Origin of the sequence: Amycolatopsis sp. FU40 (genome assembly GCF_021903635.1) — a bacterium.
GTDB classification, from domain to species: domain Bacteria; phylum Actinomycetota; class Actinomycetes; order Mycobacteriales; family Pseudonocardiaceae; genus Amycolatopsis; species Amycolatopsis dendrobii.
Genome location: NZ_CP091381.1, coordinates 7475305 through 7488595 on the forward strand (window position 1 = coordinate 7475305; position 13291 = coordinate 7488595).

Consider the following 13291-nt stretch of genomic DNA (forward strand, 5'->3'; position numbering starts at 1 on the left):
CTTACTCGCCGGTAACATCAGGATATTACCTACCAGTAACCAGAGCAAGCGAATCCGCCCTTCCAGGGGTGGATATTCGCTCGGAATGACGGGTCGACCAGGGGGCCGGGCTCACCGGGTGCTGCGCGCCACGGCCTCCTGCACGGCCGCGGGGCCGGCGCTGTCGTCAAGCTGAGGGACCAGGATGCCGCTGCGGAACGCGATGGTCACCGCGTGTGTCCGGTCGCGGGCGGAAAGCTTGCGCAGAATGCTCTTCACGTGGGTCCGCACGGTTTCCACGGACAGGAAGAGCAGCTTCGCGATCCCCGAGTTCTCCAGCCCTTCGGCGACGAGCTGCAAAACCTGGTACTCGCGCCGGGAAAGCGGCATGGCGCCCTTGGGCTGCACGAGGTGACCGTCGACCGGAGCGGCTCTTGGCGACGGCTCGCGCTTGGGCCGCGCGGTGAGCGCGGACAGCGCCGGGTCGATGTAGCGCCGGTCGTGGTGCGCGCGCCGGACCGCCTCGGCGAGCCGCCGCGAATCGACCGCGCGCGGAACGATGGCGTGCGCGCCCGCCCCGATGGCGGCGGCGAGGTACTGCTGGGTGCGGTTCGTGTCGCGCACGAGGGTGACCAGCACGAGTGCCGGATCGCCCGCGTTGAGCAGCTTCGCGAGGTGGCAGTTGGGGTCGAGCGCGGAGTCGAGGATCACGACGTCCGGACGGACCTGCTCGCACAACTGCATCGCCGCGTGGTGGCTCGCCGCCTGGCCGGACCAGTGCAGGCCCAGCGTGCGGTGCACCATCGCCGCGATGCCCTCGCGGAAAATCGGGATCGGGTCGACGACCGCGACTCCCAGGCTTCGACCGCCGGCTGGCTGACCGGCCGACATGGGCGTTCGGTGGGGCTCGATGCCACGCATCTCGGGCCTCCGTCCATCTCGGTCGCTCCCGGTGACCGGCACGCCCCCTCGGCGTGCCCGCCGGTCCCCCTGCCGGAACCGGCCGGGAACGACACCTTGTCCCTGGTTCGACTCCGCCGAGAGCGGCTTGTGACGCGGTTTCCCCCTCATGGCCGTAACGGGTGGTCGCAGCAAACTGTGAGTAGAAAAGTGGCCGTGAAATGCGGGCGGACGGCGCAGCGAGGGGCCGCCCAGGCGGGTTAGCTCTACTGAGGGTTTAACTGCTCGGGTGAATCTCCGATGACCGCCCGTGCGCGCAGTCGACCGAACTCCTCGGCGAGCGTTTTCGGGGTCCAATGGGCGTTCAATCCGCTCGGATTGGGCAGCAGCCAGACCTTCGTTGTCCCAATTGTCCGATCCTGCGGCCCGACGGCGGCGCGGCGATCGCCGAACGCGACGCGGTAGGCGGTGATTCCCACCACTGCCAGCCAGCGCGGGCGGTACTTCTCGACTTTCTTGGTCAGGATCTGCCCGCCCTCGCGAAGTTCGTCGTCGGTGAGCTCGTCGGCGCGGGCGGTGGTCCTGGCCACGACGTTGGTGATGCCCAGGCCGAGGTCGAGGAGTTCGTCCTGTTCGCTCGGGTCCAGCAGGCGCGAGGTGAAGCCGCTGGCGTGCAGAGCGGGCCAGAAGCGGTTGCCGGGACGGGCGAAGTGCAGGCCGAGCGCGCCGGAGTAGAGGCCGGGGTTGATGCCGCAGAACAGCACGTTCAGGTTGGGGGCCAGGACGTCCGGGATGGTGGTCCCGTGCGCGGCGGCTTGTTCGGCCTTGGTGGGTTTGGCGGGCATAGGTCCAGTTTCCCGGCACGCTGGACGGTATGAGCGTGACGCCTGACGGCTGCCCGGTCGACCTTTATCTGCAACTGCCCGCCGCCGGCGAGCCGGAGGTGATCCACGGTGCGATCCCGGCGGGTGCGGCGGTGCTTGAACTCGGCTGCGGATCGGGCCGCGTGACGCATCCGCTGCTCGCGCTCGGACATCCGGTGGTCGCGGTCGACGAATCGGCGGAGATGCTCGCGCACGTCGCCGGCGCGGAGACCGTCTGCGCGCGGATCGACGAGCTTCGGCTGGACCGGCGGTTCCCGGTCGTCGTGCTCGGCAGCCATCTGGTCAACGGGCCGGATCGGCAGGCGCTGCTGACGGCGGCGCGGCGACATCTGACCGCGGACGGACAGCTGCTGGTCGAGTGGCATCCGCCCGCCTGGTTCGATCAGGTCGCCGACGGCTCCGGTGGCCGGCTGGGCGAGGTGCGCATCGCGCTGGAAGGCGTCCGGCGGGACGGCGACCGGCTCTGCGCCACCGTCGTCTACGCCCTCGGCGGCCAGACCTGGAAACAGTCCTTCACCTGCGAAAACTTTCCCCTCGGCCCCGCGCTCGACCAAGCCGGGCTGAGGTTCGAGCGCTGGGTCACCGCTGACCGGGACTGGTTCTCCGCACGACCTTCGAACGCGGGGTAGCCAACCCGGCGCCGGGCTCGGTAGCCTGTGTGATCTCTCGCACAACGGCGTCGATGAGGAGAGCACATGCAACTGTGGCTAGTGCTCGGCCTGGTAGCACTGATCATCGCCATAGCCTCGTTGATCGTGATCCTGGAAGACCGCCGCGCGGCGCGCCAAGCCGCGATCGCGAGACGAGCGCGGTTAGCGCGTCTCGGCGAGATCGATCCGCTCGCTCCGGGCAGGCTCCACGCGGAGGGTTGAAGAGATCGGCCGGAGAGCGAGCAGCAGCGCGCCGGCCAGCCAGCCGAGACCGGATCCGAACGTGTTGGTCATGAGGTCGTCGACGTCGAAAATCCGGTAGACGAACGGCGCGGTCCCGAAGTTCGCCGTGAGCTGGGTGATCTCGACGGCCAGTGAGGCCGCGAAGCCGATCGCCAGCGCGCCCACCAGACCACGCCGCCACAGCACCCTGGCGAAGAAGCCGAGCGGGACGAACAACAGCACGTTCATCGCGGCCTGCTGGAAGGTCTGGGTGGTGAACCAGTCCGCCGCCGACAGACCGTGTTTCACCAGTTCGGTGTGGATGTCCGCGATCCACTGGAACGGCTGCAGCTGCACCGTCTGCTCCAGCCGCCTGCTGTGCGGGCCGGGCAGCGGAAGGAAGACGACCGCCAGCGCCATGCACGCGTAGAACACGACCGCCGCCGTGGTCGCCAGGCCGCGCAGTTGCGGGCGGCCGTGGCGCGCGAACTGGAGCACGAGCTGCGGGACCAGAATCGTCGCCCATACGGCGAGGAACCCGATGAACCCGTACTGCAGGGCGGTGACCTGTGCGTTCGTCATACCGAGAACGCTATTGATCTTGCCGGCGCGGCACTTCGGTCGAAGAGCCGGAGCCGTCGCGACCGGGATCGGCCAGATGGCCGAGTGCTCGCCGACCGATCGGTCAGCCCTCGCGCGACGGCGGTTCGTCGTCGCGGTCGACCCGCTCCGAGCGCCAGGCCGCGAAGACGGTGCCGGCGATCAGCAACAGCACCACGGCAAGCGTGAGCACGACGAGCTGCAATTCCATTTCGTCCCCCTCGGCACCCAACGCACAGATCGGCGCGGCGCGGGCGAACGTTACCGAAACTTTCACCCGGCACCGGCCGTTCTGCCCTGGTCAGGACCGTCCGATTTGGGCAGACTGCTTCGCCGGGCGTCCGCATCAGGGGTCAAGCGGGCGCGAACACCGGAGGAAACATGAAGCTCTTCACCCGGCTCGCGGCCACCGCCGCGGCCGCACTGGCCGCCGTGGCCGTCACGAGCGCGCCCGCCGAGGCCGCACAAACCGCCGACGTCCGGATCATCGCGTTCAACGACCTGCACGGGAACCTCGAACCGCCGTCCGGGTCGAGCGGCCGGATCACGCTCCCGGACGGGTCCAAGGTGGACGCGGGCGGCGCGGCCTATCTCTCGACGCACGTCAAGCAGCTCGAGGCGCAGGTGCGCAATTCGATGGTGCTGTCCTCGGGCGACAACATCGGCGCGTCGCCGGTGATCTCGGCGCTGTTCCACGACGAACCGACCATGGACTTCCTCAACGAACTCGGCGTGAAGGCGTCCGTGGTGGGCAACCACGAGTTCGACGAGGGCTACCAGGAGCTGCTGCGCATGCAGTTCGGCGGCTGCAACAAGACCGACGGCTGCCAGTTCCGCAAGAGCTACGACGGCGCGCGCTTCCCGCTGCTCGGGTCCAATGTGTACTTCGACAACGGGCTGCCCGCGCTGCTGCCGTTCAGCATCCAGTACTCCGGCGGCGTCCCGGTCGGCGTCATCGGCGCGACGCTCAAGGACCTGCCGTCGGTCGTGACGCCGGAAGCCATCAAGGGCCTCAAGTTCGGCGACGAGGTCGAGGCGATCAACCGCACCGCGAACATCCTCGACCGGCTCGGCGTGAAGGCCCAGGTCGTGCTGCTGCACCAGGGCGACGAGGCGCTGCCAGGGGCGGGCCCGAACGACTGCAAGGTCCAGCCGGACGGCGACGCCGCGACCATCGCGAAGAACGTGACGCCGAAGGTCGACGCGATCTTCACCGCGCACAGCCACCAGCAGTACAACTGCGTCGTCAACGACCCGGCGGGCCAGCCGCGTCCGGTGATCCAGGGCGCGTCGTTCGGCCGGCTGCTGTCGGTGGTGGACCTGAAGATCGACCGCCGCACGCGTGACGTGGTCCGGTCGCAGACCAAGGCGCACAACGAGATCGTCACCCGCGACGTCACCCCGGACCCGGCCGTGACGAAGCTCGTCGACGAGGCCAAGACGAAGGCCGCGCCGATCGCGAACAAGCAGGTCGGCACCATCACCGCGGACCTGCCCGCGGCAGGCGGACCGTCCGGCGAATCGCCGCTCGGCGACGTGATCGCCGACGCCCAGCTCGAAGCGACCAAGTCCAACAACGCCGTGATCGCGATGACGAACCCGGGCGGCATCCGCGCCGACCTGACGTACAAGTCGTCGTCGGCGGGCGAAGGCGACGGCGTCGTCACCTACGGCGAAGCGTTCACCGTGCAGCCGTTCTCGAACATCATGCAGACGATCACGCTCACCGGCGCGAACCTGAAGAACGTGCTGGAACAGCAGTGGGGCCAGTCCGGCGGCACCAAGATCCTGCAGATCTCGAAGTCGCTGCACTACACGTATTCGGCGGCCGCTCCGGTCGGCTCGCGAGTCTCGAACATCACGGTCAACGGCACCGCGGTCGACCCGGCGGCCAAGTACCGGGTGTCGGTGAACAACTTCCTCGCCGCCGGCGGGGACGGGTTCACCGAGTTCACCAAGGGCACCGACCTCGCGGGCGGGCCGGTGGACCTGGACGCGTTCATCGCCTACCTCGGCGCGCATCCGGGCATCGCTCCGCCACCCGCGGACCGGATCACCGCGACTCCGTAGTTCCGTCCGGGAAGGACTCCTTGAGGGAATCTGATCCTTCGAGGAGTCCTTCCCGGCTCTCGTTTCTCCAAGACGTCGGCGGGCAAGTGGGGGCACGATGGTCGACATGACGATGACCTGGGACGACGTGACCGCGTGGGCACGGGAGGAGCTGCCGGAAACCGAGGTGGCCACCTGGTACCGCACGCCCGCGCTGAAGGTGGCGGGCAAGGGTTACGCGCGGCTGCGCACCGAGGCCGAAGGCGGGCTGGTGCTGTTCGTCGGGCTCGACGAGAAGGCCGCGCTGCTCGCGTCGGGCGATCCGGCATTCTTCACCACGCCGCACTACGACGGGCACGGCTCGATCCTCGTGCACCTCGACCACGTCGATCCGCAGCAGCTGCGGGAGCTGCTCACCGAGTCCTGGCGGTCGAAGGCCCCGGCCCGGCTCAGCAAATGACGATCGGCTGCGGCGAGTACGTCGTGCTGCGGCTTTCCTCGCGGACCTCGCCACCGCTGGCGAGGTCGTAGAACACCCTGGTGTCGCTGACGGTGAACCCGGACGCGCCCGGCGAGGCGTGACACTGACCGTCCGGACCAGGCCCCAGCTGCACCGTCGGCGGCACCTGGTTCGACGGCGCGCCGCTGCGACCTTCGACACGGAAGTGCTTGGTGCCCCAGATCTTCACCGTGACCGAGCCGCCGCTGACGCTCGCCTGGATCGCGAATCCGGTCGGATCGTTGTTGGCCAGCTTGAGGTCCACGGCGTTGCCGGAACTGTCCACGGCCACCGCGTCGCGGCCAGCCGGGTAGCGGTCGATGAAGTGGTCGTGTGCCGCGTGGCCGCCGTCGCCGAGACCCGCCAGGTAGGCCGCGTTGTACAAAGTGGACGAAAGCTGCGAAAGCCCGCCGCCGGTGACCGCCGGGCCGGTGCCGTCCTCGTCGACCGGCGCGGACGCGTAGCCGCCGCCGCGATAGTCGTTGAGGCTGAACGACTCTCCCGGTTTCACGACGACGCCGTTGATGCGTCCGGCGAGCGTGGCGACGTTCGCCGCGGCCGGGCCGCTGAGCCCGCCGGTGGTGTACTCGCCGATGACCTCCTTGACGCCCAGCGCGTTCGCGCCGTCGGTGGTCAGGTTCGGGTGCTTCTGGTCGTAGGCGACCGGCAGATCGCGGCCAGCCGGCTTCGCGAGCACCTCGGTGAGGGTCTTGAACGTGTTGGCCCAGTTGATCTTTCGCCCGTCCTCGGACGGGGTGACGGCCGGTACGCCGGAGTCGAGGGTGATCTGTGCGTCCTTGCCGTCCGCCTCGGTGGACGCCAGGTCCGGCTGGACGGCCGCGCGCAGCTTCTCCTGGTCGATCCGCAGTTCGAGGCCGCCGCCTCCGTTGGGCTGGAACTGGAACGAAGACGCGATGGCCGTCGGTTGCAGCGTGGTGTCCTTGCCCTCTCCGTGCAGCACGACCGGCGCGGCGACCGCGGGCGCGACCACGGTGTCCAGCAAGCGGTGGACATCGGAGGAGGTGGTTTTCGCCGGGGTCACGGCCATCTTCACCGTGACCCCGCGGGGTGAAAGCCAGTCCGCCACCACGGATTGCACCGCGGCCTGGACGTCAGTTAGCTCCTGGCCCTGCCGCGGCTCGACCGCATACGCGGCGACCCCGTTGTTTTCCTTCGGCGTGAACCCGATGCTGCCCTCGACCAGCGGATGGTTGAGCTGCTTGCCCGCGAGTTGCTGAACCGCGTCGGTCACCTCGAGCTGGTCGCTGCGCGTCACGACGCCCACCTCGCGGGTGGTGAAGAACGACAGCAGCCGGGTGACCGGGCTCCACGGCTGGTGCCCGGCCTGGGCGAGCGTGCCCGGCCAGTCGAGGCCGAGCCCGGAATCCGCGGGCACGAGCGTCGCGGTCACGTCTCCGGCGTGGACCGGCACCGGACGGGTCAGCCGCGGCTGGAGTTCGCTGTGCAGCTTGGCTTCCGCCTCGGCGTACGACAGGCCGCCGACGTCGATCCCGGCCACCTGCACACCGCGCGGCACGTCGCCGGCGCTGGTCATCAGGTCGATGGTGTAGAGCAGCACGAAAAGCCCGAGCAGACAGCCGACGATCATGAAACTGCGGCCGACGCGTTTGCGGAAGCGGCGGAAAGGCGTGTCCGGCGGCGGGGGCGCGTCGGCCACCGCGAAGATCTCCGTGGCCAGATCGGATTCGCTGACCAGGGCGGGGTCGTTCAGCAGCTCGTCGCTCAGCAGGTCGTCGGCGAAAGCCGACGAACGGTCTTCTTCACGCAACGCCTGCCTCCCCTGGTACGGGAGCTACAGGTAAAGCCCCGTGCCGTGTTCGGTCCGCTCCGTGGCCACCGCGTGGATGTCGCGCTCGCGCATCACCAGATGGCCCTCGCCCTGGATCTCGACCTCGAGCTGGTCCTCCGGGTTGAACAGCACCCGGTCTCCCTGCTTGACGTTCCGCACGCTGTTGCCGACACCCAGTACATCACCCCACACCAGCCTGCGCGCGACTTGCGCGGTGGCGGGAATCACGATGCCGCCGCTGCTGCGGCGCTCGCCTTCCTCCTGCGACAACCGCACGAGGACGCGGTCGTGCAGCATCTGGATCTCGAGCTTCGGCGTGTCCGGCACGCCAGCCATGCTACTGACCGGTTGCCGCAGCCTTCGGCTCGCCCGCCATCATCAGGCTCAGCGCCTTCCCCCCTCCGTTCTCGAACCGCACCGGAACGCCCCAGTCCTGCCGGGTGATCCGGCACGCCGGGTGCTCGCCGCCGTCGTCGCAGCTCGCGGCCTGCGCCACTACCTGCAAGACACCTTCGGTCGCGCCCTCGGCGAACTTGATCCGCCGAACGAGATCAGTTCCGACCCCGGCCCCGTCGGCGAGCAGTTCCGGCGGCGACGCGGTGATCTCCAGCCGCGTCGAAGGCCCGTACCGCTCGTCGAGCTTCTCGCCCGGTGGCGGGGTGAACACGACGGAAAACTCGATCTCGCCAGGCGCGAGCACGGTCGGCGGACGCTGCACGGCTTGCCGCGTGCCGGCGACGGCGGTCGCTTGGCCATTGCCCCCGAGCGGGGTAACCCGGTTGCCCGCCGACTCCACGACGTACAGCTCGCCATCGTGGCGCACCAGGCCCTGCGGTTCGGCGAACCCGGTCGCGAGCGTCGTGACGTCGCGAGTGAACGGGTCGTAGCGGCGGATCGCGCCGTTGTAGGTGTCGGCGATCGCGACCCGGCCGTCGGGCAGCACGGCGAGGCCGAGCGGATGCTGCAGCAACGCCTGGTCGGACGGGCCGTCGGCGTGGCCGAAGGTGAACAGGTCCGTGCCGACCGCGGTGTGCACGGCGAACGATTCGCCCGCCGGTTCGATCCAGCGCAGGGCCGAGGTTTCCGCGTCGACGAGCCACAGTTTCTGGCCGTCCACGGCGAATCCGGACGTCTGCGCGAAGAACGCCTCGTGCACGTCGCCGTCGCGCAGGCCCTCGACGGTGGTGCCGGCGAACCGGCGGATGGCGCCGGAGACCGGGTCGAACACGCTCAGCGTGTGGTTTCCGGCCATCGCGACCACGACGCCGCCCGCCGGGGCCCACCAGGTGACGTCCCAGGGACTGGTCAGGTCGATGTCCAGCGCTTTGCCGGTGTCGGTGCCGTCGCGCCACTGTTTCCCGGTTCCGGCAACGGTTTTCACCTCGCCGGTGTTGAGGTCGAGGCCGCGCAGGCGATGCCCGGCGGTGTCGGCGACGACCGCGTGATACCCGGCACGCTCAGCGACTTCGTTGGGCAGCAAGGCGATTCCGGCCGGTTCGGCGAACTGGGCCAGGTCGAACGGCCCGTCCTGCGTCCCGCGCACGCCGCTGCCGAAGCGGCGGATGACGGTCTCGCCGTCCGAAGCGAACTCGACGATGGAGTGATGTCCGGTGTCCGCCACCAGAATCCGCCCGCCCGCGGTCACCACGGCCTTGCTGGGGAAACGCAGTTCGGTGCGCTGCTCTTCGACCGGCACGTACGGGCTGCCGCCGCGGCGGAGGGTGCCCTTCGCCTCGTGCTTCGCGACGAGGTCGGCGATCACGCGGCGTAGCGCCTCGCCATGGCCTTCCCCGGCCGCGACGTGCACGACGTAGCCCTCGGGATCGACGACGACCAGCGTCGGCCAGGCCCGCACGGCGTACTGCGACCACAGCTCCATCTTCGGGTCGTTGACCACCGGATGGTGCACCTCGTACCGGCGCACCGCGGCTTCGATCGACGTGCGCTCGCCCTCGCGGCTGAACTTCGGCGAGTGCACCCCGACGGTGACCAGCACGTCGGCGAATTCCTGTTCCAGCGGACGCAGTTCGTCCAGCACGTGCAGGCAGTTGATGCAGCCGCTGGTCCAGAAGTCCAGCAGCACCACGCGTCCGCGCAGTTGCGCCAGAGTCAGCCGGTTGCCGCCGGTGTTGAGCCAGACGTCGCCGGTCAGCTCGGGCGCGCGCACGCGGGCTTGCCGGGCTTGCGGTGAGGAAGTCACGGGAGGAGTGAACTACATCCGGTCACGCAGTGTTCCGTCAACCACGGCTGGAGAGAAGAACCTCACCCCGGCGAGGGAGCTCATTCCGGCGAAAAAGGACGCGCGGACGCGGGGCGGCGCTACGTACGCTTCGGGCATGACACACGTTCAGCCGGCCGAAGCCTTCACCGTGGAGGAGGCCCGCATCCTGCAGCAGAATCTCGGCGAGCCCTTGCGGCCTGGCCTCACGCCCGCCGAACTGAGCGACGTCGAGGACCAGTTCGGCTTCACCTTTTCCGACGACCACCGGGTTTTCCTCACCGCGGGGGTGCCAGTGGGCGACCGCTGGCCCGATTGGCGCCACGGCGACCCGGACCAGCTGCGCAAACGCCTGGACTGGCCGGTCGACGGCGTCCTGTACGACGTGGAAAACAACGACCTGTGGCTGCCCGAATGGGGTGCCCGGCCGAGGTCGATGTGCAACGCGCTCGCGGTCGCGCGCCGGCACCTGGCGACGGTGCCGCAGCTCGTGCCGGTGTGCGGACATCGGTACCTGCCCGCGACGGCCGGGGAATCCGGGTATCCGGTGCTGTCGGTGTACCAGACCGACGTGGTCTATTACGGCTGGGACCTGCGCAGTTACCTGCGGCACGAATTCGGCGGGGAGCCGCTGGGAGAGGAACCCGCGAACGTCCGCGTCGTGGAGTTCTGGTCCCGGTTCGTGGAATGAGCGCTACTCGACCGCGCTCTTCAGCCGCGCGAGCGTCTCCTCGATGTTGAGACGGTTGGTCACCGAACGGTCCTTGACCCCGGTGGCCACCACGGTCAGTGGGGTGAACCAGCCGGGCCGCTGGTCCCACATGCTCTCGGTGACGACGCAGCCGTCGCCCGCGGGCTCGATCACGTACTCCCAGCGGGAGACCGGGATCGGCCCGAGCTTGACGTCGAAGGCGAACCGGCGTCCCGCGTCCGCGGCCGTGATGACGACCGTCGTGGACCACCGGCGCACGCCGCGTCGGTTGCTGCCGCGGAATTTCGCGCCGACCGCCGGGCCGGTCGCGCCGCCGAGCCAGCGGTGCCCGCAGTACTCGGTGGCCGCCCCCGCCAGCGCGCCCGGGTCGCTGACCAGCGCATACACCTTCGCCGGAGCGGCGCTGACCTCGATCTGACCCGTCGCATCAGGACTCACATACCCAGGGTATGGGATCAGGACTCCCGGCGCAGCATCCGGCTCACGCCCGCCGCGACCGTCGTCGCGAGGATCCAGCCGGACGCGGTGAACCCGGCCGCCACCCAGTTGTCCGCGCCGTGCATGTACCAACGCGACTTGTTGCCGAAGTCGACGATCGGCACCAGCAGGTCGGCGGTGTAGATGACCGGGTTCCACTGCAGGCCGGAGTCCTGCTGGTTGACGAGACACCGCGGACCGCTGGTCATGTAGCGGCCGGTGTGGTCGTTGACGCAGTCGTCCTTGCCGAGGCCGAACCACAGACTGCCCAGCACCAGCAGCGTGAACAGCCAGCCGAGCGCGCGCACCGGACGGAAGCCGTAGCCGACCATCGACCGTTGCAGCCAGCTCCACACGCGGACGCCGGGGCCGAAGAACTTGAAGCCCTTGGCGAGCGCTTCGTAACGGAACTGCTGCTTTCGCAGGGCGACCGTCGAGGCATGCTCTTCGTTTCCGGCCGCACGCAGGGTTGCGGCGAGCTGGTCGTACGGCCCTGGTCGATAGCCGCGCATTGCCTTGCGCAGCAGCTCGATCCGATGGTCCAGCGCTTTGTCGTCGTCGAGCGCGATGCCGTGTTTCAGCGCGTCGTAACGGAAATCCTCGAGTTCGAGACCGTCGGTGGCATTCCAGATCTCCTCGTTGTCGGCCAGCGCACCGCAATGCGCTCTGCGCAGCCGGACCGAGCCGGTCGGCGCTTCGGCAGGAGACAGAATGAACTCGTCCGCCGTGACGTCGCTGGCGTCGAGCGCGATATCGTGCGGGGCAAGGGATCCGAGCTTCGCGCCGTTCATGTCGAGCCTTCGCGCGATCTGCGCGCCGTCGAGGTTCACGCCGCCCTCAGCGAGGAACGGGCGGTCTTTGTCCTCGGTCAGCACCAGGTCGCGGCCGATCCGCGCGGTACGGATGTCGAGGGAGAAGCTGCTCGATTTCCGTTGTCCGGGCTCGGTTAACAGCGTGCCGAACATGTTCACGCTGCCGCCGACTTCCGCCCCCTGCAACCTCAGCGTGCCCTGCAGTGTGGCGTCCGTCAGCTGGAAATTCCCGGAGATTTTGGCCCTCCGCGCGGAAAACACGTCCCGTCCCGGGTGCAGGAACATCGAATTCCAGGCGAGGAAGTTGCCGCCGACAGTGACGTCCGCGAGCCGCAACTGCCCGATCGGCACCCGGAGATTGGTCGCCTCGATGTCGCCGCCGATCGTGGACCCGTCGAGGTGCAACGCCCGGTCGTAATACGGCGTGGCACGGCCGCGCACCATGGTGATCTCCGCGCCCGCGAGCCGCAATGAGCCGCCGATGCGCGCGTTGACCATGCGAAGCGTGCCGAACGCCCGGAGCCCGTCGGACAACTCGAGGTTGCCGTCCACCTTGAGCCGATCCGCGACCAACGCCGGCCGCGGATCGAGGTACGGATCGCCGGATTTCCAAGCGTCCACGACGATCGGCCCACGCTGGTCGACCTGAAGCCGCGCCTCGCGCATGACGATGTCACTGTCCACAGTGGCGCTTGGAAGGTAAAGGACTCCCTTGGCGGAGAACCGCTTCCGCTCGCTCGCCGGACCGTAGTTGTCGACCTCGCACAGCAGGCTGCCGCCGATGTGCAACCCGTTCCCGTTGAACGCGAAGCCATCCGGGTTGTCGAACGTGGCCCCGGAGAAGTTGACGTTACCGCCGGTCCGCATGCCCGGAAGGCGCACCTCGCCCTTGGCGACCATGCGATAAGCCAGCAGAGCACCGGTAATCACCAGGCGATCGCCCTGAATCGCCTTGCCGTGCGGATGGCTGATCGTGGTCCGCGTGAGCACGACCGACCCGTCGATCACCGCGTCGGTGAGATTGACCGCGGCGTTGGGCATCCCGCGCTCACGATCGTCCCCGCGCTGCACGGTAGTCGTCTCCAGCTCGAATTCGTCCGCCGCGATTTCCACCGTGCTGCGAATGAGCCTGACGTCATTCCGGCTGCGTAAATTGCGCGCCCTCAACCCGGGAAGCCAGCATTTCCGGAAAACGAGTCCGAGCAGCGTCGCCTCGCGCACGTCCGGCGGATGCTCGAACCGGCAGCGTTCGAACTGGAAGAGAAAATTGAGGTCGGCGGCGCGAAGATCAAGGGTCCCGGTGATGTAGGCGTCCTCGACCAGCACGATCGGCGCGTTGGTGGCCTGCCGTCTCCAGCGAAGGATGCCGCTGCTGCCAGGTTTCAGCAGGTCCGCGGCCTTCACCTCGTACCGCTTGTCGGGAACCCCGGCAAACGGATCAAGCGGCGGCAAGGTCGTATCGGTCGGCACGAGCCCCTT

13 protein-coding genes are annotated in these 13291 nt (G+C 68.8%); 4 read left to right on the forward strand and 9 right to left on the reverse strand.

Annotated elements, in window-relative coordinates; genetic code table 11:
* Positions 1–111: 111 nt before the first annotated feature.
* Positions 112–900, reverse strand: a complete 789-nt coding sequence (locus L3Q65_RS35195; protein ID WP_182892887.1) for a response regulator transcription factor — start codon at positions 898–900, stop codon at positions 112–114.
* A 245-nt stretch (positions 901–1145) separates the two neighbouring features.
* On the reverse strand, positions 1146–1724 hold the full coding sequence (gene mug / locus L3Q65_RS35200; RefSeq protein ID WP_237597625.1) for a G/U mismatch-specific DNA glycosylase: 579 nt from the start codon (positions 1722–1724) through the stop codon (positions 1146–1148).
* A 29-nt stretch (positions 1725–1753) separates the two neighbouring features.
* On the opposite strand from mug, the gene L3Q65_RS35205 reads away from it, so the two are divergent.
* Entirely contained in the window at positions 1754–2392 is a 639-nt protein-coding gene (locus L3Q65_RS35205) for a bifunctional 2-polyprenyl-6-hydroxyphenol methylase/3-demethylubiquinol 3-O-methyltransferase UbiG (RefSeq protein ID WP_237597626.1), read from the forward strand.
* A 183-nt stretch (positions 2393–2575) separates the two neighbouring features.
* On the opposite strand, the gene L3Q65_RS35210 is transcribed toward L3Q65_RS35205, so the two are convergent.
* Positions 2576–3217: a VanZ family protein gene (locus L3Q65_RS35210; protein WP_182892889.1), complete on the reverse strand. Its 642-nt coding sequence runs from the start codon at positions 3215–3217 to the stop codon at positions 2576–2578.
* Between the two features lie 103 nt (positions 3218–3320).
* Positions 3321–3512, reverse strand: coding sequence for a hypothetical protein (locus L3Q65_RS35215; RefSeq protein WP_237597627.1), 192 nt, complete (start codon positions 3510–3512; stop codon positions 3321–3323).
* Between the two features lie 104 nt (positions 3513–3616).
* On the opposite strand from L3Q65_RS35215, the gene L3Q65_RS35220 reads away from it, so the two are divergent.
* Both L3Q65_RS35220 and L3Q65_RS35225 read left to right on the forward strand, forming a co-directional pair.
* Entirely contained in the window at positions 3617–5305 is a 1689-nt protein-coding gene (locus tag L3Q65_RS35220; protein WP_182892890.1) for a bifunctional UDP-sugar hydrolase/5'-nucleotidase, read from the forward strand.
* 106 nt (positions 5306–5411) lie between these two features.
* Positions 5412–5744 carry an MmcQ/YjbR family DNA-binding protein gene (locus tag L3Q65_RS35225; protein ID WP_182892891.1) on the forward strand — a complete coding sequence of 111 codons (333 nt, stop codon included), beginning with the start codon at positions 5412–5414 and terminating at the stop codon, positions 5742–5744.
* Here the strand turns inward: L3Q65_RS35225 and L3Q65_RS35230 are convergent.
* Genes L3Q65_RS35230 through L3Q65_RS35240 form a run of 3 tightly spaced genes read right to left on the reverse strand, consistent with a single transcriptional unit; the run spans position 5734 to position 9760 of the window.
* Entirely contained in the window at positions 5734–7572 is a 1839-nt protein-coding gene (locus L3Q65_RS35230; RefSeq protein ID WP_182892892.1) for a VanW family protein, read from the reverse strand. The two genes, L3Q65_RS35225 and L3Q65_RS35230, sit on opposite strands and share 11 nt — an antisense overlap.
* Positions 7573–7596: 24 nt before the next feature.
* On the reverse strand, positions 7597–7929 hold the full coding sequence (locus L3Q65_RS35235; RefSeq protein WP_037808959.1) for a co-chaperone GroES: 333 nt from the start codon (positions 7927–7929) through the stop codon (positions 7597–7599).
* Between the two features lies 1 nt (position 7930).
* On the reverse strand, positions 7931–9760 hold the full coding sequence (locus L3Q65_RS35240; RefSeq protein ID WP_182893030.1) for a thioredoxin-like domain-containing protein: 1830 nt from the start codon (positions 9758–9760) through the stop codon (positions 7931–7933).
* Between the two features lie 169 nt (positions 9761–9929).
* On the opposite strand from L3Q65_RS35240, the gene L3Q65_RS35245 reads away from it, so the two are divergent.
* Positions 9930–10502 (forward strand): hypothetical protein, encoded by a 573-nt coding sequence (locus tag L3Q65_RS35245; protein ID WP_182892893.1) that lies wholly within the window; start codon positions 9930–9932, stop codon positions 10500–10502.
* Positions 10503–10505: 3 nt separating this feature from the next.
* Here L3Q65_RS35245 and L3Q65_RS35250 read toward each other — a convergent pair whose 3' ends face one another.
* Entirely contained in the window at positions 10506–10961 is a 456-nt protein-coding gene (locus L3Q65_RS35250) for an SRPBCC family protein (RefSeq protein ID WP_182892894.1), read from the reverse strand.
* 17 nt (positions 10962–10978) lie between these two features.
* Positions 10979–13282: an oxidoreductase gene (locus L3Q65_RS35255; RefSeq protein ID WP_182892895.1), complete on the reverse strand. Its 2304-nt coding sequence runs from the start codon at positions 13280–13282 to the stop codon at positions 10979–10981.
* Positions 13283–13291: the final 9 nt, after the last annotated feature.